At 64.8% G+C, this 25,083-nt stretch carries 30 protein-coding genes; 21 read left to right on the top strand and 9 right to left on the bottom strand.

From position 1 onward, the window contains the following. Positions 1 to 276 precede the first annotated feature (276 nt). From RGQ15_RS13725 to RGQ15_RS13705, 5 genes are all read right to left on the bottom strand, one after another. On the bottom strand, positions 277 to 513 hold the full coding sequence (locus RGQ15_RS13725; RefSeq protein ID WP_311160876.1) for a hypothetical protein: 237 nt from the start codon (positions 511 to 513) through the stop codon (positions 277 to 279). Then, positions 510 to 785, bottom strand: a complete 276-nt coding sequence (locus RGQ15_RS13720) for a hypothetical protein (RefSeq protein WP_311160875.1) — start codon at positions 783 to 785, stop codon at positions 510 to 512. The genes RGQ15_RS13725 and RGQ15_RS13720 overlap by 4 nt, the downstream gene beginning before the upstream one ends. Further along, a complete protein-coding gene (locus RGQ15_RS13715; protein WP_409201342.1) occupies positions 785 to 1,132 on the bottom strand; it encodes a DUF2312 domain-containing protein in 348 nt (115 codons plus the stop codon). Before RGQ15_RS13715 ends, RGQ15_RS13720 begins: the two co-directional genes overlap by 1 nt. A 176-nt stretch (positions 1,133 to 1,308) precedes the next feature. Continuing rightward, positions 1,309 to 1,518, bottom strand: a complete 210-nt coding sequence (locus tag RGQ15_RS13710) for a hypothetical protein (protein ID WP_311160874.1) — start codon at positions 1,516 to 1,518, stop codon at positions 1,309 to 1,311. A 372-nt stretch (positions 1,519 to 1,890) separates the two neighbouring features. Further along, complete coding sequence (locus RGQ15_RS13705; RefSeq protein WP_311160872.1) at positions 1,891 to 2,184, bottom strand: helix-turn-helix domain-containing protein; 294 nt, start codon at positions 2,182 to 2,184, stop codon at positions 1,891 to 1,893. A 558-nt stretch (positions 2,185 to 2,742) separates the two neighbouring features. Between RGQ15_RS13705 and RGQ15_RS13700 the strand changes: the two genes are divergently transcribed. From RGQ15_RS13700 to RGQ15_RS13685, 4 genes are all read left to right on the top strand, one after another. Continuing rightward, positions 2,743 to 2,907, top strand: coding sequence for a hypothetical protein (locus tag RGQ15_RS13700; RefSeq protein ID WP_311160871.1), 165 nt, complete (start codon positions 2,743 to 2,745; stop codon positions 2,905 to 2,907). 471 nt (positions 2,908 to 3,378) lie between these two features. After that, a complete protein-coding gene (locus RGQ15_RS13695; protein WP_311160869.1) occupies positions 3,379 to 4,005 on the top strand; it encodes a hypothetical protein in 627 nt (208 codons plus the stop codon). Positions 4,006 to 4,186: 181 nt separating this feature from the next. Continuing rightward, on the top strand, positions 4,187 to 4,750 hold the full coding sequence (locus RGQ15_RS13690) for a hypothetical protein (protein ID WP_311160868.1): 564 nt from the start codon (positions 4,187 to 4,189) through the stop codon (positions 4,748 to 4,750). Next, positions 4,747 to 5,526, top strand: a complete 780-nt coding sequence (locus RGQ15_RS13685; protein WP_311160867.1) for a hypothetical protein — start codon at positions 4,747 to 4,749, stop codon at positions 5,524 to 5,526. Before RGQ15_RS13690 ends, RGQ15_RS13685 begins: the two co-directional genes overlap by 4 nt. Before the next feature lie 167 nt (positions 5,527 to 5,693). Here RGQ15_RS13685 and RGQ15_RS22385 read toward each other — a convergent pair whose 3' ends face one another. Next, a complete protein-coding gene (locus tag RGQ15_RS22385; protein WP_409201322.1) occupies positions 5,694 to 5,891 on the bottom strand; it encodes a hypothetical protein in 198 nt (65 codons plus the stop codon). A gap of 99 nt (positions 5,892 to 5,990) precedes the next feature. On the opposite strand from RGQ15_RS22385, the gene RGQ15_RS13680 reads away from it, so the two are divergent. The 12 genes from RGQ15_RS13680 (at position 5,991) to RGQ15_RS13625 (ending at position 15,887) form a co-directional block, all read left to right on the top strand. Beyond that, positions 5,991 to 6,716, top strand: a complete 726-nt coding sequence (locus tag RGQ15_RS13680) for a hypothetical protein (RefSeq protein ID WP_311160866.1) — start codon at positions 5,991 to 5,993, stop codon at positions 6,714 to 6,716. A gap of 141 nt (positions 6,717 to 6,857) precedes the next feature. Beyond that, positions 6,858 to 7,517 (top strand): terminase small subunit, encoded by a 660-nt coding sequence (locus tag RGQ15_RS13675; RefSeq protein ID WP_311160865.1) that lies wholly within the window; start codon positions 6,858 to 6,860, stop codon positions 7,515 to 7,517. Further along, positions 7,517 to 9,673, top strand: a complete 2,157-nt coding sequence (locus RGQ15_RS13670) for a terminase gpA endonuclease subunit (RefSeq protein ID WP_311160864.1) — start codon at positions 7,517 to 7,519, stop codon at positions 9,671 to 9,673. The genes RGQ15_RS13675 and RGQ15_RS13670 overlap by 1 nt, the downstream gene beginning before the upstream one ends. Before the next feature lie 9 nt (positions 9,674 to 9,682). Then, positions 9,683 to 9,907 (top strand): phage head-tail joining protein, encoded by a 225-nt coding sequence (locus tag RGQ15_RS13665; protein ID WP_311160863.1) that lies wholly within the window; start codon positions 9,683 to 9,685, stop codon positions 9,905 to 9,907. A 2-nt stretch (positions 9,908 to 9,909) separates the two neighbouring features. Then, positions 9,910 to 11,403, top strand: coding sequence for a phage portal protein (locus RGQ15_RS13660; RefSeq protein WP_311160861.1), 1,494 nt, complete (start codon positions 9,910 to 9,912; stop codon positions 11,401 to 11,403). Continuing rightward, positions 11,400 to 13,532 carry a Clp protease ClpP gene (locus RGQ15_RS13655; protein WP_311160859.1) on the top strand — a complete coding sequence of 711 codons (2,133 nt, stop codon included), beginning with the start codon at positions 11,400 to 11,402 and terminating at the stop codon, positions 13,530 to 13,532. Before RGQ15_RS13660 ends, RGQ15_RS13655 begins: the two co-directional genes overlap by 4 nt. An 85-nt stretch (positions 13,533 to 13,617) precedes the next feature. Next, complete coding sequence (locus RGQ15_RS13650; protein WP_311160858.1) at positions 13,618 to 13,953, top strand: DUF2190 family protein; 336 nt, start codon at positions 13,618 to 13,620, stop codon at positions 13,951 to 13,953. Beyond that, the gene (locus RGQ15_RS13645) at positions 13,950 to 14,285 is read left to right on the top strand and encodes a head-tail joining protein (RefSeq protein ID WP_311160857.1); all 336 of its coding nucleotides are present in this window, start codon (positions 13,950 to 13,952) and stop codon (positions 14,283 to 14,285) included. The genes RGQ15_RS13650 and RGQ15_RS13645 overlap by 4 nt, the downstream gene beginning before the upstream one ends. After that, positions 14,285 to 14,731 carry a hypothetical protein gene (locus RGQ15_RS13640; protein ID WP_311160855.1) on the top strand — a complete coding sequence of 149 codons (447 nt, stop codon included), beginning with the start codon at positions 14,285 to 14,287 and terminating at the stop codon, positions 14,729 to 14,731. The genes RGQ15_RS13645 and RGQ15_RS13640 overlap by 1 nt, the downstream gene beginning before the upstream one ends. A gap of 37 nt (positions 14,732 to 14,768) precedes the next feature. After that, the gene (locus tag RGQ15_RS13635; protein ID WP_311160853.1) at positions 14,769 to 15,197 is read left to right on the top strand and encodes a phage tail tube protein; all 429 of its coding nucleotides are present in this window, start codon (positions 14,769 to 14,771) and stop codon (positions 15,195 to 15,197) included. A gap of 1 nt (position 15,198) precedes the next feature. After that, positions 15,199 to 15,567, top strand: coding sequence for a hypothetical protein (locus RGQ15_RS13630; protein ID WP_311160851.1), 369 nt, complete (start codon positions 15,199 to 15,201; stop codon positions 15,565 to 15,567). A gap of 89 nt (positions 15,568 to 15,656) precedes the next feature. Beyond that, a complete protein-coding gene (locus RGQ15_RS13625) occupies positions 15,657 to 15,887 on the top strand; it encodes a hypothetical protein (protein WP_311160850.1) in 231 nt (76 codons plus the stop codon). A gap of 3 nt (positions 15,888 to 15,890) precedes the next feature. Here the strand turns inward: RGQ15_RS13625 and RGQ15_RS13620 are convergent, their stop codons facing one another. Continuing rightward, a complete protein-coding gene (locus RGQ15_RS13620) occupies positions 15,891 to 16,190 on the bottom strand; it encodes a hypothetical protein (RefSeq protein WP_311160849.1) in 300 nt (99 codons plus the stop codon). Between the two features lie 193 nt (positions 16,191 to 16,383). Next, positions 16,384 to 16,668, bottom strand: coding sequence for a hypothetical protein (locus tag RGQ15_RS13615; RefSeq protein ID WP_311159531.1), 285 nt, complete (start codon positions 16,666 to 16,668; stop codon positions 16,384 to 16,386). Positions 16,669 to 16,793: 125 nt separating this feature from the next. Between RGQ15_RS13615 and RGQ15_RS13610 the strand changes: the two genes are divergently transcribed. Genes RGQ15_RS13610 through RGQ15_RS13600 form a run of 3 tightly spaced genes read left to right on the top strand, consistent with a single transcriptional unit; the run spans position 16,794 to position 20,395 of the window. Continuing rightward, positions 16,794 to 19,139 (top strand): phage tail length tape measure family protein, encoded by a 2,346-nt coding sequence (locus RGQ15_RS13610; protein ID WP_311160848.1) that lies wholly within the window; start codon positions 16,794 to 16,796, stop codon positions 19,137 to 19,139. Continuing rightward, positions 19,140 to 19,775: a hypothetical protein gene (locus RGQ15_RS13605; RefSeq protein ID WP_311160847.1), complete on the top strand. Its 636-nt coding sequence runs from the start codon at positions 19,140 to 19,142 to the stop codon at positions 19,773 to 19,775. Beyond that, entirely contained in the window at positions 19,772 to 20,395 is a 624-nt protein-coding gene (locus RGQ15_RS13600) for a hypothetical protein (RefSeq protein WP_311160846.1), read from the top strand. The genes RGQ15_RS13605 and RGQ15_RS13600 overlap by 4 nt, the downstream gene beginning before the upstream one ends. Before the next feature lie 283 nt (positions 20,396 to 20,678). Here RGQ15_RS13600 and RGQ15_RS13595 read toward each other — a convergent pair whose 3' ends face one another. Continuing rightward, on the bottom strand, positions 20,679 to 21,134 hold the full coding sequence (locus RGQ15_RS13595; RefSeq protein ID WP_311160845.1) for a retropepsin-like aspartic protease: 456 nt from the start codon (positions 21,132 to 21,134) through the stop codon (positions 20,679 to 20,681). A 79-nt stretch (positions 21,135 to 21,213) separates the two neighbouring features. Here RGQ15_RS13595 and RGQ15_RS13590 point away from each other — a divergent pair, with 79 nt between their 5' ends. Continuing rightward, positions 21,214 to 21,657, top strand: a complete 444-nt coding sequence (locus RGQ15_RS13590; RefSeq protein WP_311160844.1) for a DUF6950 family protein — start codon at positions 21,214 to 21,216, stop codon at positions 21,655 to 21,657. A gap of 3 nt (positions 21,658 to 21,660) precedes the next feature. Then, positions 21,661 to 25,080 carry a phage tail protein gene (locus RGQ15_RS13585; RefSeq protein ID WP_311160843.1) on the top strand — a complete coding sequence of 1,140 codons (3,420 nt, stop codon included), beginning with the start codon at positions 21,661 to 21,663 and terminating at the stop codon, positions 25,078 to 25,080. Positions 25,081 to 25,083: the final 3 nt, after the last annotated feature.

Here is a 25,083-nt window from a genome sequence, read left to right as displayed (position 1 = left end):
TCGCGATCTCGGCATGTGCCCACCGAAGATCGTCGATTAGTACACCCTGATATCGAGGAGGTTTCGCCATTATTCTGCTTCCGCGCTCACGCCGGTTCGCCCAGTTGGGTCGACGTGCCCAAATGGGTATCAATCTGCCGTTGCACTTCATCGAGAGAATCGGCACACCCAAAGCCGTCGGTTTCGCAGTGCGTCCAAACCCATGGCGTACAGGGCACGTCGTACTTCCGGATTTCGATCCCTCTGTAGATGATGCCTGGCAGGTGTGCCGCGCGATCAGCCATGGCTCGGTCGCCCGTCCAGTGCGGCTTGCAGCTCATTCAGTGCGGTGTTGAATGCCTCATCTTCATCGCTCAGGGGGTGACCGTGGGCGTGACGACGAAGATATTCAATCTTCATGCTCATCTTGCACGAACGATTTTCGGGCGTGGGAGGAGACAGCCAGCTTGGCAGGGGATCACCCTGCTGGCGGATCACTGTGACATAGGGGCTTATGTGGCGAGTGATGATCATTCAGTGACCCCCAAATATGCGCGGGCGTCTTGCTGATCTTCAAATCCAGCCGAGCCTTTGAATTCAGGCCGCTCTGGCACATCGAGCGCGCTCGATCGCAATACCAGCGACCACTTTTGTCCTCGCAGGACACGTCGAAGTTGGGCAGTCGTGACGTTCAGCGCTTCAGCCAAATCGGCGACGGTCAAATCGGTGCCGTACACCATGCAGTGCTGGTAAGCGCGAAAACGAAGGGTAAGGATCTTCGGATTTTGACGGTTTGCCTTGCGCATCATATCATCCCCAAGGCTGCTTTGTACATCTCGAGGATGGCCTCCTCCTCGGCGACATCGTCTTTGTCACGCTTGCGGAGCGCGATGATCATCCGAATGGCCTTGGTGTTGTATCCTCGAGCCTTCGCTTCGGACATGACACCCTTCTGCTGTCCCGCGATCTCCTTCTTTTCCGCATCCAGCTGCTCAAACTGCTCGATGAACTGGCGCAACTCGCCAGCAGCGATGCCGTAGGCGTTGTCGGAAACGGCCTGGTCTTCGCTCGTTTCTTTCATGGGTGGCGATTTGTGGCGTCTTTTGTCAGCGCTCTTCATCGCAGCGCCGATCGTGGCTTGATCAACCAGCATGTTCATTTCGGCTCCTGTTGGTGTTGGCGGTGTCGAACTGGCGCTCGGGATGCTGGCCGTATCGAGGCGAGACACCGGAGGGTCAGCTGGACCGAGGAATATGCCCCCGGCGGGAAAGGACGCCGGGGGCCAGTCAACCAGGCAGCACGTGCCGGGCTGGAGCATGGGAAGGAAGGCTAGGTGCGTGGGCTCGCGCTGTTGGCCGGGCGGTGGCGTTGAACAACAGTGAAGCCTTGCTGGCTTGCGAGAATTTTCAGTGCGAGCAAACGGAATGTTTGCGGGACGAGGACGGCTAGTTCCGGCGTGCAAACAATGAGCCGCGCGTCGGCGATAGCCTGCTGGGTCGAGGGCAGTTGGATCGTCTGGGGTAGTGAATGGGTCTGCATGCTGAGCTCCATCCAAGGGTTGCGGATGAAATCAGATTGCACGCCAAAGCGTGCAGGTCAATCCAAAATGAACGTTATAGCGTTCATTTTGGATTGATGGGATTATTGCTATGAACTGAAACGAGCTCGGTTCGCGAATCAGCGGGGCTGGTCATCTGGAATGACGTTTCGGTCTATGAGGCGCACAGAGCCAGTTCCCCATCAAACGGGATCATTGCGCAGCTCTCGTGTGGTCGAGGAGGAAATAATCGAGCGTGGGAGAGCGGCCAAGCTATAGCGCTCGCAGCCTCGCAACTTATTGTTCTTACGAAATTTTAGAGCAGAGAAGGTGTGCTATGAAGAGTTTGGATCTGGAAATAATCGAGCTCTGGCTCAATTTGTCGCTGAATCAGAAGCGCCTTGTTTTGCCTCGGATTCGGAGGCTTGCATCGCTGTCAATAGAGGACGGATCTGCGTCTTCACGTGATCTGGAATCGTATTCAGAAGAGCTAGAAGTTCTAGATCTTCAGGGCTCGCCTGCACACCGGTTAAGATGAAGAGTGCGTGCTCTGTTCCCAAGACGTCGAGAAGCCGCGCGAGACGATCCGCGCCTGGTTCTTTTCTGTCTTTGATCATCTGCTGAACGTAGTTCGGCCCCGTCCCAGCCTGACGGCTGAGTTCCCGCATTCCGCGCTCATCCGCCTGTATGGTCTCGATAAGTCTTTCAAACCATCCCATTTTCATAAGTGGATACTTAGCACGCTGTGACGTTCTTAGCTCGAACGTTATAGCGTGCATTGACGTGAACGCTAAAGCGTGCAATTGCAGATTCCATGACGCACCCTCTCCTTCCACTGATTGAGAAGTTCATGTCGGACACCGGGCTTTCTGAGCATCGAACGGGCTGGCTGCTTGCTAGAAATGGTCGGCTAATTGAACGCCTTAGAAGCAACGGTCGGATCTGGCCCGACACTGCCGAACGCGTTGCTGCCGCGCTCAGCGTAGAAAAAGCAAAGCGCACATCCTTGAAATCATACACCTCTCAACTGGCCAAGTCGGCCCCAAACTGCGAGCTGCCCCATGACGATGATTCCCAAGCTGCAGAACTCCAACTTATCTAGGACGCCCACAGGCCAAATGTCCCGGGAAAGGGCATTTGACCGAAGGAGCTCAGCCTCAGCTCTCCGTCGCGGCCATGTTCACGCGATCAACCGCGACACATTCATGCGCCGCTGGTCGTTGTTGATGATAGCGAGTTTCAATTCGCGCGAAGAATGCGCCGTGCATTTCTCGGTGACCTTTCAGACGGCCTGCAACTGGTTTGACGGCATGTGCCGACCTTATGGCGACATCGTCGATCATGCGACCGCAACCTTGCCGCGCTATACCGAGATCATGCGGGGCAAATGATGCAACACGGGTCTTCAGGTTGCCCGGGCGGGGATCAAGGAGGGGTAGTATGACCTGTCCTTTCGAAACCCGTCGCGATTCCGGCCGCCCTGGGCGCGAATGGTCCGAAATCGCGAAACCTGCGGCCGGCCCGGCCGAGAACCGTTCTGCCGACGGTAGGGTAGGGACTGGCGCGCCAGCGCCAGTCCCATTCGAGATTTCAGAGACAGAAGCAAGCGCATGTCGCGCCCTTTGGTGCGCGGTCCTCGTCGAGCATTGGAACCTTTCGATCGCGCCGCTCCAGATCGAGACTGATCTTGATGTGTGGCGGGCGAAAAAATGGTTCGGCAGCACTGATTTTTACATGGTCTGTGATCTGGCCGGCGTCGATGGGCGGAATGTGTTCACTGCTTGGCAAGCCGCACAAGAGCCCGGCGCCGGCTTTCGACTGGCGATCCAGAAACAATCGGTCATTGGCACAAGGCGGTCCGAATGAGAGCCTTTCAGGTGGTCTCTGTCGGCGAGCTCGACGAATATCCGCTCACGGTCGAAGATCGCCTCGACAGTCATTACTTCGTGGCGTGGGAACGACGCCGCTGGCTGAACAGCGACATGCGTTTGCGCGGAACGCCGGAATGTCGCGCGTTGTTCTTCGACCTCATCAATATCAGCTACGACCAGGCGCCGGTCGGTACCTTACCAAATGATCCAGAACTTTTGGCTAAAATGCTTCTGGTTGATCCATCCCATTTCCAGCAGCTGTGCCGCCTGGACTATGGTCCCTTGCACAAGTGGTCTCCGGTGCGGTGTGGCGAGGAGATCCGCCTGTCGCATCCGATGGTTCTGCGCACGCTGCGCGAGGCCATTTCCAGGCGCGAGGATCACCGGGCCCGGAGCGAGGCTGCGAGCACGAAGAAGCGGCTGCAACGGCTGCGATCCTGCCTGACTGGGGCTCATGCTTCGCTCGCCTCGAATGACGGTGCCGTGCTCTGGATCGATGGCTGGTTGCATGCAGAAGGCTGCGAGTACCGCTCGATGGACTGGATTGAGCGCGGCATCAATGCCTGGATGAACCATTCGTTGGAACTGAACCTACGAGCACGGCGCAGCGGACCTTAAACTTTCCCAAACTGTCCAACACTGTCCCCGGGGACAGTTCGAGACAGTCCGAGGACACTTCGAGACTGTCCCCGACGATAGAGACAGGGACAGAGACATAGAAAAAGACAAAGGCCGGTTCGCGACACTGAAACGGATTGGGCTGTGGATAAGTCGGCATGCTGAGAAACGGGGTGTGGCCATGACGGTGACGAAAGCTGAAGCAGAAGCGCGGGTGGCGGCCTTGCTGATGGATCCCTTGGCGGGTCTTGCCCGACCGAGGGGCACAAGCGCCGAGAACCATGAAAAGGCACTCGCGCGGCTGCGGTCCTGGCTGGCCTATCTCAGTGACGAGAACCTGCGCGGTCTGCATGACCTCATCGTGCGCCATGCGGTGAAGGGGATCTGGCCGGCTGAGGCGCTGATCAAGCATTGGGCCACTATGCTGCAGCTGCCGCCGCCGCGTGACTGCGATTATGCCCGCAGCCTGATCCGTTCGGCGATGGGGCGGCAGGCCAAGGCGGAGGGTTGGGCGGTCGAGCTCTTCCAGATCGCCAAGAAGCTCGGCCCGCCACCGTCGAAATATTTCATGGCGGGGCTGAAGGATGAGGCCGAGCGCAATCGCCGCCGTCGCCAGATCATCACCGAGAATATCGAGGCCGGGCTGACCGGGGCCGAGGATCGGCGCTGGCTGGCCGACTGGCATCAGGACATGGCCGAGATCGAGGCGATCCAGGCGCAAAAGGCAGAAGAGGACGCGGCATGAAGGATCTGGATATCAACCTGGGCGAGGATACTTTCCGCGCACCCCGCGTGGTCTTCGACAGTGCAGCCGGATCAGCAAGACGCGCGGCCGAGCAGGATCGGCTCACCGGGATACTGCGTCGGGCAACACCGGTCGAAGGTTGTGGCCCAGCCATCCCGATCGCCCCGGCGCGCGGTGCCCAGGTCTCGGTGACGCCGCATGTGATGATGCCGGATGAGAAAGCTCCCTCGGGCTGGAAGGTCGAACGCACGGGCTGGCGCGGTTTCAAGGCAGCGCGTGGCATGGACATCTTCGACGACCTGGAACGGCGCGCGGCAGCAAAGAAGGACAGGGACGGCAATCCCGGCAAATCACCCTTCACCAAGGGACAGGTAGACGTCGCCCGGCGCTATCGCGACCTGGTCGAACGCCATGATGCTGGCGGCATGCGCTGCGCCAGTCTCGAGGCGCGCCGCGGCTCTGGCCCAAGCGGGGGCGGGGAGTTCATCGACGCCTTCATTGCCGAGGGTGAAGCCATCGCTGTGCTGCGTCGGCGGATCGGCAATGGCGTGGCCATGGCGGTTCGCCGGGTTCGGCCATCGGCGCGGGGCGTCGAGGGCGCCCGGATCATCATGGACCGTATTCTGGTTGATGCGATTTGCCTGGCAGAAGACAGCTTCGAGGCTGTTTTGGTTCGGCATGGCTGGTCGAAGACTGGCCGCAACGTGGGCACTTTGATCGAGGCGATGAGGCTTGTGCTGGATCGCATGCAGGGCAATCCGCGCGCTCAACGTTAAATCGTCCTTGACTGCTTAGGACACCGGATCGTATTTCTTTTGACATTATCGAAAAGTGTGCCCGCAGGAGAGATCCGAGCGGGCATTCTTCGTTTCTTGGCCAGTTTAACTCATTCAGCGAAGTAGAAGCCGTGCAGGCCGAGGTCGAGTAGTTTTCTGGAGAGGCGTCAGATAAGCCTATCTCTCGAAGTAGGCGAGGCGGCCAGGAAGCACATGATTCCGATCAGCCAAGACGCCATATCTGAATCGGGCCGATACTCAGCCACGTGCTCGACGGCCCAGTCCAGGGTGTCACAGACAAGTCGGTCCGCTGCTTCGTGATTAGCGACCATCGTTCTCGCATGCGCGCGCAATGTTGGGACCATTGGGTATTCCCGCATGAGTGGGTACGACGTAAAGCGTTGCACCATTGGGCTAAGATATCAACGCGTGTCTTTCAGATGCGGATATGGCGGAGCCGTTCCATGCTCACGATCAGTCTTGATGACCGCGAGCTGCAGGCGCATTTCTCGCGCCTCGCCGATCGGGAGATCCGGACCGCTGCCAGCTGGGCACTGAACGACACGGCGGCCGATGTGCTCACCCATGTGCAGACCCGCATGGAAGAGGTCTTCGACCGGCCGACGGGATTTACCAGGAACGCCTTCATGGTGAAACGGGCGCGGGTCAGTGATCTCGAGGCCGAGGTCAAGGAACGGCCCTCGGTTGGCAAGCGGCATTTCCTCAAGGTGCAGGAACAAGGCGGGCGCAGGGGCAGGACCGGGCTCGAGGGCCTGCTCGATGCCCGGCTCGCTTATGATGGCATCATCACCGCAGTGGTCCCGGCAGGCGGGGCCAAGCTCGATGCCTATGGCAATTGGTCGACCGGCGAGCGGAACCAGGCGCTGTCTGCGGTCCAGGCGCAGCGCGACCGGAGCACGAACACCACGGCGGCGGCGCGCAAGCGCAAACGCAAGCGGGCGGGCTTCTTCGTGCCCTCGGCCGAGAGCAAGCTTTCGCCCGGGATCTGGAAGCGCGCGCCGGACGGTACGATCAGCGAGGTGCTGCATTTCACCCGGTCGATGCCGGCCTATGACCAGCGGCTTGGCTTCTTCGGCGGGGCGCGTGAGGTCTACGAGGCGCGACTGCCCGCGCATTTGCGCCGCACCATCGAGAAGATGGCGGCACGGGTCGCCGCGAAGGCGCGCTGATCCGACCCCGGCCACCCCACCTCGGGTCCTTCCCTTCAAGCTCCTGCACGGGGGTAATTCGCGCCCCGTGTCATCCGGCTCCGGGAACCGCGCCGGGGGTGCTTGTTCAAGTCATTGTTGTTGTTATTGAAAGGATCATTCGTGTCGCAGCTCGTCACGCTTTCGGACGGGGAGGTGCTCGATGTCTCGGCATGGCCCTTGCCCGAAGGCATCGAGGATGGCGTGCTGAACCGGACGCAGCTCGCCCGTGCCTTCAATGTCACCGAGAACACGATCACCAAGTGGATGGCGCAGGGCATGCCGGCGCTTTCCGAGGGCCAGAACGGTGTGGCCTACGAGTTCCAGCTCTCGCATTGCCATGCCTGGCGCCAGGCGCGGGACGAGAAAGCGCGGGCTTTGAAGCTGCGCGGCGACCAGGTCGCCGCGCAGGCAGCGCTCGCTTTCCGCAATCTCGATGCCGACCAGGAAGAGGCCGAGGGCTGGATGTCGGCCGATGAGCTGCGCAAGCTCTCGGAGGCGGAATACCATCGCAACCGGGTCGCCGAGCAGCGCGGCGACCTGGTGCGCGCCGACCGGACCCGGGCGGTGATCGAGGATGTGATCGTCATGGTCGCGACCTCGCTCGAGACCCTGCCGGATTACCTGGAGATGAAGTTCGGGCTCTCGACCGAGCAGGTGGCCGAGGTCGTGATCCGGACCGATCAGCTGCGCGACGAGCTCAAGGGCAAGATCGAGGCGCTGCTGCGCCGCCCGGCCTCGGTGGTCGCGATCGGCAGCGCCCAGGGCGAGATGGCGCTCTGATGGTGATGATGCCGGATCGCGGCCCGGGCGCATTGGCGCGCATCGCGCCCTTGCCGCCCTTCACCACGCCCGAGGAGCTGCTCGCCGATGCGCTGCCGCTCCTTGACCCGCCGAGCCGGATCTCGGTCACCGATGCGGCCGAGCGGCATCTGAAGGTACCGGTCCAGGGCAATTGGCAGGCCTATGACCGCCTGGTCGCGCCCTATACCGTCGAGCCGCAGGACATCAGCCAGTCCCGGCTCTTCAAGTCGGTCTGTTTCGTGGGCCCGTCGCAAAGCGGCAAGTCGCAGATGCTGCTTTCGGTCTCGGCCCATGCCATCACCTGCGCCCAGGCGCCGGTGCAGATCATCCACATGACCAAGACCGATGCCGATGCCTGGGTCGAGGAGAAGCTCGACCCGGCCATCGAGGCGAGCCCGAGCCTGCGCGAGCGGCTCGGCGCCAGCCGCGATGACAGCACCTTCAGTCGCAAGCGCTTCAAGGGCATGCGGCTTACCATCGGCTACCCGGTGGCCAACCAGCTCTCCTCGCGCTCCCAGCGCATGGTGCTGCTGACCGATTACGATCACATGCCGCAACGGCTGGGGCCCAAGGACAGCCCCGAGGGCACGCCGCATGGCATGGCGCTGCAACGGATCCGGACCTTCATGTCGCGAGGCTGCGTCTTCGTCGAGAGCACGCCCGCCTTCCCGGTCGACCCCGAACAGGCCTGGGAATTCGACCCGGCCGCGCCGCACCGGCTGCCGCCGGTGACCGGCGGGATCGTGAAGATCTACAACGAGGGCACGCGCGGGCGCTGGTACTGGGAATGCCCGAACTGCGCCGAGCTTTACGAGCCGCGCTTCGATCGCCTCTCCTATGACAGGAGCCTCGAGCCCGGTGCGGCCGGGGCAGGGGCGCAGATGCAATGCCCGCATTGCGGCGACCTGCTCAGCCATCGCCACAAGACGCGGCTCAACGCGCTGGCGCTGAGCGGCCGCGGCGGCTGGCTGCATGAATCGCGCCAGCTCGACGCGGCCGGAAGGCGGCTGCTGTGCCGGATCGACGATCCGCTGATCCGCCAGACCCCGATCGCGAGCTACGCGCTCAATGGCGCGGCGGCGGCATTTTCCGGCTGGGACGAGCTGGTCGAGCGCTACGAGACCGCGCGGCGGGCCTTCGAGGCCAGCCAGGACGATATCGATTTTGCCCGGGTGCATTACACCGATATCGGCGTGCCCTTCGCCCGGCCCGAGGAAGATGAGAGCGGGCTTTCGGCCGCGGCGCTGAAGGACGCGGCCTGCGACCTGGCGCCGATGAGCTGCCCGCATTGGACGCGGTTCATCACCGTCTCGGTCGATGTGAATGGGAGCTGGTTTGCCGTCCTGGTCACGGCCTGGGGGCTCGACGGGCGCCGCATCGCGCTCGATCGCTTCGATCTCACCCAGCCGCCCGAGACCGCGCCCCGGGCGCGCGATCTCGAAGGCCGGTTCCGGGCACTGAACCCGGCGCGCTATGTCGAGGATGCGGACATTCTTCCCGATCTCCTCGACCGGACCTACGCGGTCGATGGCGAGGACTGGTCGCTCAAGCCCTGCGCGGTGGCGATCGACTTCAACGGCCCTCCCGGCTGGGCCGACAATGCCGAGAAGTTCTGGCGCAAGCGCAGGCGCGAGGGCCAGGGAGATCTTTGGTTCCTCTCGATCGGCCGCGGCGGGTTCAGGTTCGAGAGCCGGGTCTGGCTCTCGGCGCCGGAGCGCGGCGCGCAGAACCGCAAGGCGCGTTCGATCAAGCTCATGAACATGGCGGTCGACCGGCTCAAGGACACCGTGCTCGCGGGCGCGGCCCGCTTTGACCAGGGGCCGGGATCTTACCTCTTTGCCCGCAGCATCGAACAGGAACGGCTCGAGGAACTCATCGCCGAGCGCCGCCACGAGGACGGCTATCGCAAGCGGCCCGGCAGCGGGCGCAACGAGACGCTCGATCTCTCGGTGCAGGCCCAGGCCCTGGCCGAGCTGAAGGGGATTTCCCGGATCAACCCGGAAGATCCGCCGCATTGGGCCACCTTGGGCGAGATGAACCGCTTCGCGATCTGGACCGGCCGGGCCGAGCCGCCGCAGCCGGCGGCCGAGGACCCGGACAGCACTGACGGCGTCATCGAATGGCTGCGCCGCTGAGAGGATATGATGGCAATCGAACTGAGTGAACTGACCCGCCTGCGCGACGAGCTGGTGCGCAACCGCGCCCGGGGCGTGCGTTCGGTCCAGATCAATGGCGAGCGCGTCGAATTCGTCGACGACGCGGCCTTCGCCCGGCGCATCGCCGATCTCGAGAGCCAGATCGCGGCGCGCGAGGGAGCGGGCGCCGAGCCCTTCGCCACGATCTATCCCAGCCTCGGCCGGGGGCTCTGAACATGGGCTGGATCGGCAGGGCGCTCGACCGGGCGATCGGCGAGATCGCCCCTGCGGCCGGGCGCGAGCGCATGGCGGCGCGCCAGGCCATGGGGCTGGCGATGAACTATGATGCCGCCTCGCGCGGCCGGCGCACCGAGGGCTGGAAGGCCCCGGCCACGGATGGCGATGCCGCCGCCTTCGGGGCGCGCGAGCGGCTGCGCCAGCTCAGCCGCGACATGGTACGCAACCGGCCCTATGCCGCCCGGGCGCGCGAGGTCGTGGTTTCCAATGTCGTCGGCACCGGCATCGTGCCCTCGGTCGTCCATGCCGATGCCGGGGTGCAGGAACAGGTCTGGCAGGTGCTGAGCGATCACCTCTTGACGCCGGCGCTCGATGCGCGGGGCGAGCTCGATCTCTATGCGCTCCAGGAAGTGGTGATCGGCACGGTCTTCACCGATGGCGAGATCCTGGCACGCCGGCGGATCCGGCGCGGCAAATATGCCCGCGAGCTGCCGCTCGGCTTCCAGGTCGAGCTCATCGAATGCGATCATCTCGATACCACGATCACCAGCTGGGGCAGGAACGAGGTGATCGAGGGTGTGGAATACAGCCCGATCGGCGATATCGAGGCCTATCACCTCTTCACCGAACATCCCGGATCGGCGCGCATGCGCGGCGCGCTCCTCAGATCCGAGCGGGTGTCCTGGCGCGACGTGCTGCATGTGCGCCGCCTCGATCGACCGGGGCAGCTGCGCGGCGTGCCCTGGCTTGCACCGGTGATGCTGACCATGGGCGATCTCAGCGATTACCAGGAAGCCGAGATCCTGAAGCAGAAGATGGCCTCGCTGCTGGCCGGCATCGTTACCTATGACAAGGACGATGCCGCGGCCTCCGAGGTCAGGAAGCTGCGCGGGCTGAGCAAGCTCGAGCCCGGCGCGGTGGTGGCCGCACCCCATGGCGCGCAGGTGAGCTGGACCACGCCGCCCCGGGTCGAGGGCTATCCCGACTTCCTGCGCGAGAACCTGGGCGCCATCGCCATGGGCATCGGCATCACCCGCGAATCGCTGACCGGTGATCTCTCGGGGGTGAACTTCTCGAGCGGCCGGATGGGCCGGATGGAAATGGACCGCAATGTCGAGCGCTGGCAGCGGCTGGTCATCCTGCAGTTCTGCCAGGGCATCGAACGCTGGGTGCAGGAGGCCTGGCGCTTGCAGAAGGTGCTGCCGGGCGAGGCCTTCGGGCTCAGCCATACCGCGCCGCGCCGGGCGCTGATCGATCCCAATGACGAGATCGACGCGATGATCAAGGCGGTCGAGGGCGGCGTGAACAGCCGCCAGAACGTGCAGCGCACGCTCGGGCTCGATCCCGAGCGGATCCGGCGCGAGCGCGCCGAGGACGAGACCAAGGATGCCGCCGCCGGGCTCGCGGCTCCGGCGCTGCAGGCTCCGCCGGGCGCCCGCGACAAGCGCGCCCGGCAGACAACGCCAGCCCAGACAGAGGAGAAGCCGGCATGAAGCGCAAAGGGGCCGACCTGATCATCGGCGGCGAGCTGGTGCTCTCTGGCTATGTCATGTCCGACGATGCCGCGGACTGGAGCTGGGAGGAGGAGGCGTTCTTCTCTCCCGCCCTGGTGCGCGATGCGCTGCTCGCGATGGGCGAGGGCCGGGTGACGGTGCGGCTGAATTCGGCGGGGGGCGATCCGATCTCCGGCGAGGCGATCCGTGCCACGCTTGCCAATCATCCCGGCGGGGTCCGGATCGTGGTCGAGGGCCAGGCCTCTTCGGCCGCCTCGCTGATCCTGATGGGCGCGGCCGAGCGCGAGATGACGACCGGTTCGTTCATCATGCTGCACAACCCCAGGGGATATGTCTACGAAGGCGCCGAGGGCATGCGCGCCCAGGCCGACTTCCTCGACATGCTGGCCCGGGTCTATGCCCAGGTCTATGCCGACCGCTCCGGCCAGGGCGTCGATGCGGTGCTCGCGATCATGGCGGCCGAGACCTTCTACACCGCCGAGGCCGCGATCGCGGCAGGCTTCATCGATGCGCTGGCCGAGGAAGCCCAGCCCGCGACACCCGCCCCGATCATCAATGACAGCCTGCGCGCCCGGATGCGGCGCGAGGTCAATGCCTATGGCGCGCTGATGCGCGCCCATGCCCCGGGTCCTGGCCCGGCCTTGTCCCGCGACCCTGCCGTCCCCGGCGGAACCCCGGCCCCGGTGGCCGCAACCATGGAGCTCGATATGCCCAATGAGACCAATCCCACCACGCCCCCGAACCCGGCGCCGAGCCCGGCGCCGAACCCGGTCCCGGCAGCCGCGAACCCGGCAGCGGCCCCGGTTCCGCCCGCGCCCGATCCCCAGGCGGTGGCGATGCAGGAACGCAGCCGCATCCGCATGTTGCGCGACATGGCCACGCCCTTCATGGCGGCCGGGCGCCTGACCGAGGCGGACCTGAACGCGCTCATCGATGACGGCACCTCGGCCGAGATGGCCGGATCGCGGTTCATGGCGACCATGGCCGGGCGCGAAGGCGTGCCGGCGCCGCGCGCGCTGAGCGAGCGCGGCCGCGACGAGACCGAGACCCGACGCCTCGGCATGGAGGGCGCGCTGATCGCGCGGCTGAGCGGGCGGGCGCCGGAAGATGTGGCGCGGCCCTACATGGACTTCTCGATCGTCGACATGGCGGCCGAACGCATGGGCGCGCGCCGCGTGCCGGGCAATTTTGCCGCCCGCGAAGAGATGCTGCGCATGGCCTTCCAGTCGACCAGCGACTTCCCGGTGCTTCTCGAAGGCGCCATGAACCGCTCGCTCGCGGCCCGCTACCAGCAGGCCCAGCCGACCTATCGCCGGCTGGCGCGGCAGCGCAGCTACCAGGACTTCCGCGACCATTCGACGGTGCGCATGGGCGATTTCCCCGACCTGCAGCCGGTGAGCCCCGAGGGCGGCGAGCTCAAGGGCGGCAGCTTCAGCGAGTCGAAGGAAAAGACCTCGGTCAAGGCCTATGGCGTGAAGGTGCTCTTCACCCGCCAGCTCCTGGTGAATGACAGCCTCGACGGCATCATGCAGGTCCTCAACGATCGCGGTGACGCCGTGGCGCGGTTCGAGGACCGCATCTTCTACGAGATGATGCTCAGCGGCGCCAATGGCGACGGCCCCGGGCTCAACGAGACCGGCCGCCAGGTCTTCAACACCACCGACGGCACCAAGGCCGGCACCGCCGCCGCGATCAATGTCACCTCGCTCTCCGCCGCGCGCGCCGCGCTGCGCAAGCGCAAGGGGCTCGACGGGGCCGAGCTCGAGCTCACCCCTCAGATCCTGCTGGTCGGTCCCGACAAGGAGACCGAGGCGCAGCAATATCTCTACAAGGGCATCATGCCGGCGCAGGCCGGCAGCGTGAACGTCTTCAATGATGGCTCGCTCTCGCTGGGTGTCACCGCCAAGATCACCGGCAATGCCTGGTATGTCTTTGCTTCGCCCGCCTCGGCGCCCTGTTTCGAATGGGGCCTGCTCGATGGCTACTCCGCGCCGCGCTTCCGCATGGAGGACCCGTTCGGGGTCCAGGGCACGAGGTTCTCCCTCGAGCATGATTTTGGCTGCGGCGCGATCGATTTCCGCGGCGGCTACAAGAACGCCGGCGCCTGATCGGGGCCGGGGGTCCGACCCAAAAAAGACGGGACGGCCTGGGCCGTCCCTTAGTCGCATGACTGCAAGGTATAGGTACCATCACATGAAAAACTACATTCAGCCGGGAAATCAAGTGAGCATTCCCGCTCCTGCAGATGTCAGCTCCGGGCAGGGCGTGCTGGCAGGTTCGCTTTTCGGCGTCGCGGTCCATGATGCCGCGACCGGCGCCGATCTCGAACTTGCGCTCAAAGGCGCCTATCGCATGGCCAAGGCCACGGGCGCGGTCTGGACCGTGGGCGCGCGTCTCTATTGGGACGATACCGCCAAGGCGGTCACGGTGACGGCCAACACCAACAAGCTGATCGGGGTGGCGCTGGCCGCAGCGGGCAGTGCCGATACCGCGGGCGAGGTCTTGCTCACCGCAGCCTTCACGCTGTGAGCCGCCTTTTCGACGGGATGGCGGGCATCCTGTCGGATGTGCTGGGTGGGGAGATCCGCTACTTCCCGCAGGACGGCGCGGCGCGCGAGATCCGCTCGCTCTTCCGCGAGACCCCGATCGAGATCGAGGGCGCCGATGGCCAGCTCGTCCGGATCGAGGCGCCGACCTGGCGGGTCCGGCGCGATCTCGTCCCGGAACTTGCCCGGGACGATCGCATCACCCTCGAGGATGGCCGCACGTTCCGGGTCATGGTGGTTCATCATGGCGGCTCGCCCGCCTCGGACGGCTTCATGATCTGCGAGCTGGCCAGTTTCGCGGCAAGGACGGTGTGATGGCACATTTTCGCAGTGAATATCGCGCGCTCGTCCGGGCCGCGCTGCGCGAGCATGCCCGTTTCGCCGATTTCACCATCCTCAAGGTCTGGCCCGGCTCGATCGATGCCGCGACCCTGCCGGTGCTCGGCGTGCTGACACCGCAGGATCGCTGTGAGCAGGAGACCATGACCAGCACGTCCCGGCGCACGCTCCTGCAGGTCGCCGCCCGCCGCGCCGGCCATGACGAGGTCGAGGATGTCCTCGATGCCGATAGCGAGATCATCGAGGCGGTGGTCAATGCCGCGATCCGTGGCGCGGGCATCTCCTGCTTTCTCGACGAGACCTCCGTGGTCTCGAACACGCTCGGCGAGCGCCATGTCGGCACGCTGGTCATGACCTTCCGGCTCACCCTCTGGTGCGCGCCCGCAACCCTGCCTGACGACACAGAGCCAACCACCCCCTGAGGGGTGAGGCACCCATCTTCACATGGAGGGCTTTTGAATGCCTGTCACCAATGCCCAGATCGGGCTCAATGCCCGCTTCGGCATCAAGGGCTCCGGCTCGACCTATACACCCGTCGCCGAGGTCTCGCGGATCACGCCGGCCGGCTGGTCGCGCAATACCGTCGATGCCACCCATCTCGAAAGCCCGGACGGCTTTGCCGAGTTCATCGCCGGTCTCAAGACCGCGACGGATTGCACCTTCGACGTGAACTGGATCCCGGTGGTGAGCGATCCGCTGCTCGCGGCCTTCGAGGCCGGCAAGGGGGATTTCGAGCTGATCTTCCCGAGCGGCTCGGTCGCCATGCAGTTCACCGGCATCGTCACCGCCTTCGCGCCGGGCGAGATCTCGCCCGAGGGCAAGCTCACCGCCTCGGTCACCATCAAGCCCTCGGGCAAGCCGGTGCTCGTGGCCTATCCGGTGACCTGAGATGAACCTCCAGGGCACGATCAGCCTCAGCCATGACGGCCGGGCCTATGCCATGACGCTCGACATGAATGCGCTCTGCACCTTCGAGGAGGTCACCGGCAAGAATGGCTTTGCCATGCTGAAGCTTCTCGAATCCGGCGGCATCCAGGCCGGGTTGGTGACCGCGCGCGATCTGCGCGCGCTCTTCTATGGCGGGCTGCGTTCGCACCAGCCCGAGATCACCCCCGAGCTTGCCGGGCAGATCCTCGACGCCAATGCCGGGCTCCTGGTCGCGGCGGTCAAGGCCGCTTCGCCGCAGGAGGGCGATCTGCCGCAGGAGGAGAAAGCCGTGGGAAAGCCGCACCGCCCGCGCAAGAAGCGGGCGAGCTGACCCTTGCCGCACTTTATCTCAACCATGTCGCGGCCGGGTTTGCCGGCCGGGACTTCTGGGCGCTGACACCGCGGCTCTACGCGCTGCAGATGCAGGCCAGTCGCGACCGGCTGCGGCGTGAGGTCGAGATGCGCAACCGCTCCGCCTGGAACACGGCAGCGCTGACCGGGGCGGCCTTTGCCGGAAAGCTGCGCCGCTTCGAGGAGTACTTTGCCGATCGAGGCGCGCGGGTGTCCGAGCCGCAGACCCAGGCACAGATGGAAGCTGCCTTGCAGCTGCTTGCCGCAGCCTGGGGCGCGGAGGCGGCGGGGCCTGAGTGAGGGTCAGTTATACCAGAACTTGATTGGGACGTATTCGACGCTGGATTCGTCGACGGCAGTGTCGCGTTCCAAGGCCTCAGTCATCATCTGGTCATGCGGTGTGGTCCTTGCCAGAACCTGAATGAGCAGGGTGCGGATCTCTTTCATCAGGAAGAGGCTGCGATCGAGAGCGAGGGCGATAACGCCTGAGGTCGCCGCCGTGATCGCGGGGCTGATATAGCTGGAGCTTTGGAACATGCTGGCGATCAGAAGGGCGGCAGCGGCGGCCAAACTGACACCAGCGGCAATCTTTAAAATAAGCATCGGGCTTCCTGCGAACAGAGATGGCTGGAATGCGTTTATCGGCTCCAGCCTAGCCCGATTTCGCCAATCGTCATCACAAAATCCTGCGGACCGGATCTGCGGAGGCAGATCGTGCGCCTCGAGGCGCACGCGTTGCACGAACCGCAGAACTCGGCCCAGCCACATGCCGCCCTGAAGCTTCTCGCCGCGGAGTTCACGGTTCCTTGGAATCGGGCAGATGCTCACTGAGGTTTCTGCTTTCGTAAAAAGCGGTCGTCTTTCTTTCGTCATGCGGCCTGGGTCGCGCCTGCGCCTTGTTCACCTCCTTGCGGACGTCCTTGAGAAAGAGCAGGCCGCGATCGAAAGCGATCATGAAGATCCCCAGCGTCGCTGCGAGGCTGGCTGAGCCGACATAGTTCGTGCCTTGGATCATCCCGGCGATGAGCAAGACTGCGGCAGCGGCGAAGCACATAGCAGCGACGATCTTCAATACGAGCATTAGTCTTCCTACGGAGTATTGGCTGGCATGCGTGTCTCTCATCCAGCCTAGACCCGTTTCGCAGATCGTCATCACAAAAAATCGGCGGCCTCGTTCCGCCCCGCAATCTCGTCCCGGAGGCGACCATGACCAATGTCGGCGCGCTGAAGGCGACGCTCTCGCTCGATGCTGCCGGGTTCGCCTCGGGGCTCCGGGGCGCAAAGACCGAGATCTCGGGGCTGAAGAAGACCGCCGAGGACGCCTCGCGCGGGTTGCGCGCGGCGGCCGGCGCGAATGCCAACCTGGTCTCGCAGTTCAACGATATTGGGGTGATGCTGGCGGCCGGCCAGAACCCGCTGCAGCTCGCGCTCCAGCAGGGCACCCAGATCAGCCAGGTGCTGACCCAGATGGGTGGCGGGACAGGGGCGCTGCGTGCCCTTGGTGCGGCCTTTGTCGGCATGCTGAACCCGGTCTCGCTTGCCACGATCGGGGTAATCGGCTTCGGCGCGGCGGCGGTGCAATGGCTGATGCCAGCGCAGGAGGAGGCGAAGAAGACAAAGGATTCCTTCGAGGCGCTGAAGGACAGCATGTCGAGCTATAATGACGCGCTCAGCGTCTCGCTGCTCTATACCGGGGCTTCGCAGGAGCAATATGGCGAAGAGGCCCGCAAGGGCGCCGAGCTCGCCCGCCGGGTCATGGTGATGGAGGCGAACAAGACCCGCGACGCGGTCTCGGCCATCATGGCCAAGGCCTATGCCGATGCAGGGTTTGAGGCCTTCGGCGAGCGCGGCATCGACGGGGCGGGCCGGATCGAGTCGAGCAACGTCGCCGAAGCGGCCCTGCGCCTCGGGCTTGGCGACCAGAGCTGGAGCGATACTCTCTTCGCCTATGGCGGGGTGAGCCGCGAGAACCTCGCCATGGCCGAGGCGCTCGGCAACACGCTGCGCGAGATCTACAGCTATGTGAACCAGCCGATCGCGGAGGGCGGGCTCGATGATTACCTGACCGGCCTGCGCGAGCGGCTCGACGAATACTCCGAGCAGCTCCGGAAGCTGAAGGAATCGGGCGCGGACGAATCCGCCCTTGTCGCGCTCGACGAGAAGATGATCCCGCTGCAGCGCGCGCTTCTCGAAGGCGAGGCGAAGCGGGCCGAGATCCGCGCCGCCGATGCCGCCAAGGCCAATGAGCTGCTCGCCACCTTCGAGGCCCAGCTCTACATGAACCAGCTGATCACCGAGCACGGCAAGGACTCGCTCGAGGTGCGCCAGGCCGAGCTCGATGCCGAATATGACAAGCAGGTCGCGGCGATCGAAGGGCTCAATATCACCGAGGAGCAGAAGGACGCGCTCTATGACGCGCTGGCCGCACTCCATGATAACGAAAGCCAGACCCTGGCCTGGGCGGCCGCCATGGCTGAGGTCAATGCTCAGCTGCAGGGCGCCTATTCACTGATTTCGCAGATCGGCGGCGGCATGATCATGAACGCCAAGATCAACGCCGCGCGCTCGGTTCGCGAGGCCGGCGGCAGCGCCATCGAGGCCCGCCGCGCCGGCGAGCTGGCCGGACGCAAGCAGGAAATCCTGAACGGCCGCGATACGTTCGGCTCGGAATATTTCGGCATGTCGGATGACGAGCTGCAGACCCATCTCGACCAGGTCGATGCCGATTACGCGCTTCAGGACGAATGGAGCGGGCTGACCACCGAGGCGAGGAAACCGCGCGGCTCCGGACGCAAGAAAAACAGTTCGCGCAAGACCAAGACGCAGAACGGCTTCGCGCGTGCCGTCACCGAGATTGAGGGCGAGACCGCGGCCTTGCAGCGCCAGGCCGAGGCCTTGGCCGAAGTCACCGCCGTCGGGGGCGATTGGGAACGCGCGCTGAAGGTGATCGAGGAAGAGCAGAAGCTCCTGAACGACGCCCAGAAGGCCGGCGAGCCGATCACCGAGGCGCTGCGCGACCGTGTCCACCAGATGGCCGAGGCCTTTGTCGATGCCGAGGCAAAGCTCGAGCGCATGCGCAGCGGCACCGAACAGGGCAGGGATGCCTTCCGAGATCTCTTCGGATCGGTCACCGAGGGCGCCGATGGCGTGGTCGATGCCCTGGAATCGATCATCGCCCAGATCGCCCGGATCCAGCTCGCCAAGGGAGCGATGGGGCTTCTCGACCAGACCTCATGGGGATCGGGGCTGGTCTCCGGGATCGGCAGCCTCCTGAGCTTCGATGGGGGCGGCTATACCGGCTCCGGGCCGCGCTCCGGGGGGGTTGATGGTAAGGGGGGCTTCCCGGCCATTCTCCATCCGGGCGAGATCGTCACCGACCTGACCAAGGGGCAGGGCGGCAGCACGACCCGCGTCGAGGTAATCCCGAGCCCCTATTTCGACGTCAAGGTCACCGAGATTGCCGATGCCTCATCGGCCCGCGTGGGAAGCGCGGTGCGCGACGGCGTGCCAGCCCAGATCCGGCAATATACCAAGAACCCCTATAGGTCCTGAATGGCACTCACCGAGCCTTACCCGCTGGCCTTCCTCAATGATATGCTGGCGCCGATCGCGGATTGCCAGTTGAGCCTGGTCCGCTACGAGGAGCAATCCGGATCGCGCAGCGGCCAGTTCTGGACCGCCCAGCTTGCGCCACCGCTCTGGCAGGCCGCGATCACCCTCGGGCCACGCCGCTGGGAGGAGGGCCGCGAGATCAATGCCAAGGTCACTGCGCTCGGCACGATGAAGAGCTTCCTCTTCGCCGATCCGTGCTATGCACCGGCCTCGGGCGCGACCGCCGGCGGCAGCGTGGTGATCGGCACCATCGCCACCAACCGCACCATGCTCTCGCTCATCGGCCTGCCGGCAGGTTACCGGATCACGGCAGGCGACCGGTTCAGCACCACCCATAGCGGCGGGCGCTATTACTTCGGCGAGTTCGTCGAGAGCATCACCGCCAATGGCTCGGGGGTGACCGGTCAAGTCGCGATCGAGCCGCCCTTGCCGCAGGGCGTCGTGTCAGGCCCGAATGTCCGGCTCGACCGGCCGCTCATCCGCCTGCGCGTGCCGCAGGGCAGTTTCACGTCCTTCACCTTCACTCCGGGCGGCCTGGCGACGGGAGGCTCGATCATCGGGATGCAGAAGCCGTGAGATTCTACGACAGTGGATTCGCGACCGCGCTGACTGCTGCGCGCGACGCGGGCATCGCCCCGGTCTGGTTCGTCTGGCTGGCAGGGCGCGACTTCGATACCGGCGAGGAGATCGAGGGCGGGATCTGGTCGGGTCAGGATGACCTGACCGTCAACGTGCCCCTGCCGGATCGCAGCGGATCGCAAACCCGGACCTATATCGGCGGCTGCGGCTTGTCGGTGACGGGGATCTCGCTCCACGCCGATTGGAGCGATAAGCCGGTCACCGTGAGCCTGTCGCAGATTGCGGATGGCGCGCAATACCTGATGCGCGGCGTCGATCTGCGGCTGGCGCCCTGCGAGATCCATGCCACCAGCCTGACCGGCGGTGCGCTTGTCTCACCGCCTCAACTCGAGTTCGCGGGCATCATCGACGAGGGCGGGATCGCAACCCCGGCTCCGGCCAGCGAGGGCGCGATCACCATGGCGGTGCGCTCGGAGCTGCTGACAATGTACAGCGCCACCAACCCGGCCAAATCCTCCGACGCGCACCAGAAGCGCCGCGCGGCCGGGGATCGCTTCTGCGAATACGCCGGCACGGTCAGTGGCCGCAAAGTGCAATGGTACAAAGGAGACGATTAAAGTGACCTGGCCTGGGTCTTCGGTTAGCTTGAGCCACGAGATGGGCAACGAGGCGGGAGTGATGATGCCGAGCCAACCTTCGAGTGATGCAGATGAAGATATCGGCGGTCTGGTGCTGACGGAATATCCGGACCTCCGGAGCCTGGCCGCGATGACGCGCCGGGGACCGTCTGCGATTGTCGAGCCTGTACCCGAAACAGCCATATCTCCCAGAGGGTCATCTGCGAGCCTGTCCTATCTCATTGCCTCAGATATTGATTGACCTTCGTTGCCCGAAGGAAGGTCAGCTGGGGAAGAGCAGCTCGAAGCGGCCGTTGATGTAATCAAGCGTCAGGCTTGCCTCCGAGATCACGTTCATGCCGATCCGCATCGCCTCGCCCGGATCGAGATCTGCGACCACCGCCTCGGTTGTCAGAAACCGCCGGCAATCGGTCAGGTAAAGCCGGACCGAGACAAGGTCGCGAGGTCCGTCCGAACTGCTGGCACTGCCGATGACCTTCAGTTTCGGATTGGCCTGCAGCCGGAGCCTTTCGGCCAGGGAGCGGCTGATCATCGAATAGCTCGCGCTGGTGTCGATGAGGGCGGGTTGATGGCGCCAGTCATCCAGGTTGCTCAGTAACTCCAGCGCATCATCGTCGGCACTGAACCCGTCGCAAAACACCACGGAAATGACCGGACGTCCTGGCGGCAGGGCGCTGATCCCGCCGTGCCCCAGAAACCTGAACGGAATCGAGATCATGATCGAAACGGTAATTCCCTGCAGTTGCAACGTCCAGAAATGAATTCTCCGAAAGGAAGAGTCGAGGGGAGGCGTCACCATGGTTAAGCAAACGCGCGCAACTCTCTCCCGCCTGCCGAACTGGCGCGCCCGCCTCGCGGCCGAGATGGACCGGCAGCGCCGCGATCCTTTCGCCTGGGGGTCGCATGACTGTGCCCTTGGGCTTGCCGCAGGCGCGATCGAGGCCATCACGGGCAATGACATGGCCGCCGAATGGCGCGGCCGCTACACCACGCCCCTGGGCGCGCTGCGCGTGCTGCGCAAGGCGGGCCATGCCAGCTTCACGGATTTCGTCGCGGCGCATCTGCCCGAGCATGACCACCCCGATCAGGCCGATATCGGCGATATCGGGCTCGTCGAGAGCGACGGGCCGGTGGGGGTCGCGCTCTGCATCGTCGACGCCTCGGGCGTCATCGTGATGACCGAGACGGGGCATGGCCGGCGACCGCGCAGCGACATGACACGGGCCTTCAAGGTCGGGTAAACCATGATCCTCTTTCTGACCACCCTGGCGGCGTTCTTCGCGCTCGCCCTGCCGGCCCATGCCGACCCGGTATCCGCCGTTGCCGGTTTCATCGCCACCGCTCTTGGCGTCGGGGCTGCGACCGCGACCGCGATTGCCAATCTCGCGATCGGGCTCGGCGCAAGCTTGCTCTCCAAGGTGATCGGCAAGGCCACGGCCGAGCGGCCGGGCGTCAATGTCCAGGACCAGGTCGCCATTGGCGACGACAGCGCGCTCTCCTTCATCCTCGGCGACTATGCCACCGCCGGGAAGCGCAAATATATCGGGAGCTGGGGCAAGAACACGCGCTGGATCACGGAAGTACTCGAGTTCTCGGCCCTGCCTGTCTCCGGCGTGCAGAATGTCTGGTTCAACGACGAGCTCGGCGAGATCGCCTATGGTGAACCGGCCTATCGCCCCGGCGGCCCGCTGATGGGCTACCCTGTCAAGAATTTCTCCGAGGGCGTCGGCACCAGCGAGGAACGCGACCGGGTCTGGATCAAGTTCCAGAACGGCAACCAGAGCACGGCAGATGCCTTCCTGGTCGATATCTTCGGGGATGATGAGGACTATCCCTGGAGCCCGGCGATGATCGGCACCGGCAAGGCCTATGCCGTCGTGACCTATTACTATGATCCCGAGGTGATGACGGCCCGGCCGAACGTCCTGATCGAGCCCGAGCCCCTGGCCCTCTATGACCCGAGAAAGGACAGCTCGACCGGCGGCTCGGGATCGCATCGCTGGGGCAACCGCGCGACCTATGAGCCGAGCCGCAACGCGGCGGTTATCGCCTATAACGTGGCGCGCGGCATCTATTACGGCAGCGAGTGGATCTTCGGCGGCAGGAACCTCCCGGCATGGCGGCTGCCGCGTGCCGAATGGGTCGCGGCGATGACCGCCTGCGACCGGGCCGTGACGCTGGCCGTGGGCGGCACCGAGCCCGCCTATCGCGCGGGCCTGCAGGTCAATGCGAATATGCGCGCCCTCGACGTGCTCGACAGTCTCGGTCAGGCCGCGAACATGCGCTTTGCCGAGGTCGGCGGCATGCTGAAGCCGCTGGTCGATCTGCCGGCGGCCGCGGTTTATGCCTTCACCGATGCGGAGGTCGGACTGGCCGAGGGCCAGAGCTACAAGCCCTTCGCGGCGCTCGGGGATACTTTCAACGCGATCTCGGCCAGCTATCCCGAGCCCGCCGAGAAATGGACCACGCGGGACGCCCCGGAATATATCGCGGCCGATCTCAGGGCCGAGGATGGCGGGCGCTACCTGCCGACCTCGATCAGCTATCCGGCCGTGCCCTATCGTCGCCAGGTGCAGCGCCTGAACCGGGCCCAGCTCCGCGATTTCCGGCGCATGCGCATCCATCAGTTCACCCTTGCCCCCGAGGCCTGCGGGCTCGAGCCGCTCGACATGGTGAGCTGGTCCAGCGCGCAGAACGGCTATCTCTCGAAGCTCTTCATCGTCGAAAGCGTCGCCAAGACGCCCTCGATGAAGGTCGCGGTCACGCTGCGCGAGGTGAACCCGGAGGATTACGACTGGTCATCCGATCTCGAACTGCCCACCACCATCACCACGCCGAAGCCGGTGCGGCCCTGGGTGCAGGCGATCACCGGTTTCGGGGCAACGGCTGTCACCATCACCGACAGCGCGACCCGCGCGCGGCGCGTGGCGATCCAGGTGAGCTGCGATGACGACGAGGTCGGCGTCTCGACGATCCATGTCGAGACCCGCAAGCTCGGCGAAACCGCCCTCGAGGTCGATGCGATCCTGCCCTGGCGCGAACCCTATATCTGGAACGTCCATGGCGTCGCGCCGGTGACGGCCTACCAGGTGCGGGCGCGGCTGCAGTCGAGCATCACGCCGAAGAGCGCTTGGACCGATTGGGTCAATGTCACGACCGACGCGATCTACCTGGGCGACGACGATTTCGTCGACGGCATTCTCGGCCTCTTCGAGGGCGCCGGCCTGAAGGCGACGCGGGATATCCTCGATCGCTCGGTGCCGGGCGGTTATGAGGGGGAATTGGCCTGGTCTCGTGCCGACAATTCCCTCTACGAATGGGATGCGACGCTCGGCATCTGGATCCATTTCATCGCGGAAAGCCTGCAGGGCGTCCTCGACGAGACCTATTTCGCCGCCTCGATGCGTCCGCCGCGGCTGGTGGTTTCGCTGCCAGCCTCCGGCATCGGCGTGGGCGATCTGGTCGTGTTGCTCTCGACCGGTCGGCTCTATCGCTGGACCGGCACCGCATGGGTCGACCAGAACGCGGCCGATCAGATCGTCGGGCAGCTGACTGCGGCCCAGATCGCGGCCGGGGCAATCGGCGTCGACCAGCTCGCGGCGAAAGCCATGGTCGCGAGCAAGGTGGCGATCACCGCCTTCGACAACCTGGTGCTCGATAACCAGATGCAGGATCGGGACAGCTGGGGCACGAATGCCACGGCGACATGGGTCACGCATAACCCGAATGGTGGCGTGACGACGGCGCAGGCGCAATGCCGTGGCACTTTCGTGGTCAACCCGCGCCCGGACAATACGCTCACCTCGATCACCAGCGACTGGGCCAGCATCTCGCCGGGCGACGAGATCTTCGCATCGTGCCGGATCGGAGCCACGGCGGCGCATAGCTCGCGGCTGATCCTGCAGTTCGCGGATCTCTCCGGGGCGATCCTCGGCGCTGCCGCGGTCGCCAAGACCTCGATGACCTGGGGGCGGATCAGCACCTCTGGGGTCGCGCCCGAGGGTGCGGTGCTGGTGCGCATCGTCCTGCGCGTCGATGACGCGGGCTATGCCGCCGGCGGGTCGATCGTCTTCTCGCAGCCGGTCATGAGGCGCAAGGGCGTGGGCGAGCTGATCGTCGACGGCACGATCCGAGGCACGCATATCGTCGTGGGCACGCTGACCGGCGGTCTCCTGGCATCGACCGGGATCATCACCGGTTCGGCCCAGATCGACGGGGCGGTGATCACCCGGGCCCATATCCAGACGCTCGCGGTCGACACGCTGCGGCTCGCGGATAACGCGGTGACGGTCCCGGTCGGGGCCACGAACTCGTCCGACCTGCGGCTCTACCCCGCGACGGGCGAGGTCACACTGCTCTCGGTCTCGATGGTCCGGGAAGGGGCGCCGACCATGCTCTGGGCCACAGCCCAGATCGGCGGATACATCACCTCGTCCATCGCGATGTTCCGGCTCTATCGGGACAGCACGCTGATTGCGCAGTTCCCCTCGGTCTCGGGCAATGACGGCGCCCAGACCTCGGCCTCCTTCGCCTTCCGGGATGCCAATCTCGGGACCGGTGCCACCACCTACAGCCTGCGCGTCGAGCGCTTCACCTCGGGCGAATATACCGGCGACCCGCAGATCGTGAACCGCTCGCTCGTGGCGATGCATGTGAAGAAATGAGGC

The organism is Paracoccus sp. MBLB3053, from assembly GCF_031822435.1.
GTDB lineage: Bacteria > Pseudomonadota > Alphaproteobacteria > Rhodobacterales > Rhodobacteraceae > Paracoccus > Paracoccus aurantius.
Note: the sequence above shows the minus strand (reverse complement) of the source record. Positions and strands in the feature narration are given on the sequence as shown.

Coding starts and splice junctions, on each gene's coding strand:
- RGQ15_RS13725 (WP_311160876.1), bottom strand. CDS start 513: ATGATCATCACTCGCCACATAAGCCCCTATGTCACAGTGATCCGCCAG.
- RGQ15_RS13720 (WP_311160875.1), bottom strand. CDS start 785: ATGCGCAAGGCAAACCGTCAAAATCCGAAGATCCTTACCCTTCGTTTT.
- RGQ15_RS13715 (WP_409201342.1), bottom strand. CDS start 1,132: ATGCTGGTTGATCAAGCCACGATCGGCGCTGCGATGAAGAGCGCTGAC.
- RGQ15_RS13710 (WP_311160874.1), bottom strand. CDS start 1,518: ATGCAGACCCATTCACTACCCCAGACGATCCAACTGCCCTCGACCCAG.
- RGQ15_RS13705 (WP_311160872.1), bottom strand. CDS start 2,184: ATGCGGGAACTCAGCCGTCAGGCTGGGACGGGGCCGAACTACGTTCAG.
- RGQ15_RS13700 (WP_311160871.1), top strand. CDS start 2,743: ATGATAGCGAGTTTCAATTCGCGCGAAGAATGCGCCGTGCATTTCTCG.
- RGQ15_RS13695 (WP_311160869.1), top strand. CDS start 3,379: ATGAGAGCCTTTCAGGTGGTCTCTGTCGGCGAGCTCGACGAATATCCG.
- RGQ15_RS13690 (WP_311160868.1), top strand. CDS start 4,187: ATGACGGTGACGAAAGCTGAAGCAGAAGCGCGGGTGGCGGCCTTGCTG.
- RGQ15_RS13685 (WP_311160867.1), top strand. CDS start 4,747: ATGAAGGATCTGGATATCAACCTGGGCGAGGATACTTTCCGCGCACCC.
- RGQ15_RS22385 (WP_409201322.1), bottom strand. CDS start 5,891: ATGGTCCCAACATTGCGCGCGCATGCGAGAACGATGGTCGCTAATCAC.
- RGQ15_RS13680 (WP_311160866.1), top strand. CDS start 5,991: ATGCTCACGATCAGTCTTGATGACCGCGAGCTGCAGGCGCATTTCTCG.
- RGQ15_RS13670 (WP_311160864.1), top strand. CDS start 7,517: ATGGTGATGATGCCGGATCGCGGCCCGGGCGCATTGGCGCGCATCGCG.
- RGQ15_RS13665 (WP_311160863.1), top strand. CDS start 9,683: ATGGCAATCGAACTGAGTGAACTGACCCGCCTGCGCGACGAGCTGGTG.
- RGQ15_RS13660 (WP_311160861.1), top strand. CDS start 9,910: ATGGGCTGGATCGGCAGGGCGCTCGACCGGGCGATCGGCGAGATCGCC.
- RGQ15_RS13655 (WP_311160859.1), top strand. CDS start 11,400: ATGAAGCGCAAAGGGGCCGACCTGATCATCGGCGGCGAGCTGGTGCTC.
- RGQ15_RS13650 (WP_311160858.1), top strand. CDS start 13,618: ATGAAAAACTACATTCAGCCGGGAAATCAAGTGAGCATTCCCGCTCCT.
- RGQ15_RS13640 (WP_311160855.1), top strand. CDS start 14,285: ATGGCACATTTTCGCAGTGAATATCGCGCGCTCGTCCGGGCCGCGCTG.
- RGQ15_RS13635 (WP_311160853.1), top strand. CDS start 14,769: ATGCCTGTCACCAATGCCCAGATCGGGCTCAATGCCCGCTTCGGCATC.
- RGQ15_RS13630 (WP_311160851.1), top strand. CDS start 15,199: ATGAACCTCCAGGGCACGATCAGCCTCAGCCATGACGGCCGGGCCTAT.
- RGQ15_RS13625 (WP_311160850.1), top strand. CDS start 15,657: ATGCAGGCCAGTCGCGACCGGCTGCGGCGTGAGGTCGAGATGCGCAAC.
- RGQ15_RS13620 (WP_311160849.1), bottom strand. CDS start 16,190: ATGCTTATTTTAAAGATTGCCGCTGGTGTCAGTTTGGCCGCCGCTGCC.
- RGQ15_RS13615 (WP_311159531.1), bottom strand. CDS start 16,668: ATGCTCGTATTGAAGATCGTCGCTGCTATGTGCTTCGCCGCTGCCGCA.
- RGQ15_RS13610 (WP_311160848.1), top strand. CDS start 16,794: ATGACCAATGTCGGCGCGCTGAAGGCGACGCTCTCGCTCGATGCTGCC.
- RGQ15_RS13605 (WP_311160847.1), top strand. CDS start 19,140: ATGGCACTCACCGAGCCTTACCCGCTGGCCTTCCTCAATGATATGCTG.
- RGQ15_RS13595 (WP_311160845.1), bottom strand. CDS start 21,134: ATGATCTCGATTCCGTTCAGGTTTCTGGGGCACGGCGGGATCAGCGCC.
- RGQ15_RS13590 (WP_311160844.1), top strand. CDS start 21,214: ATGGTTAAGCAAACGCGCGCAACTCTCTCCCGCCTGCCGAACTGGCGC.
- RGQ15_RS13585 (WP_311160843.1), top strand. CDS start 21,661: ATGATCCTCTTTCTGACCACCCTGGCGGCGTTCTTCGCGCTCGCCCTG.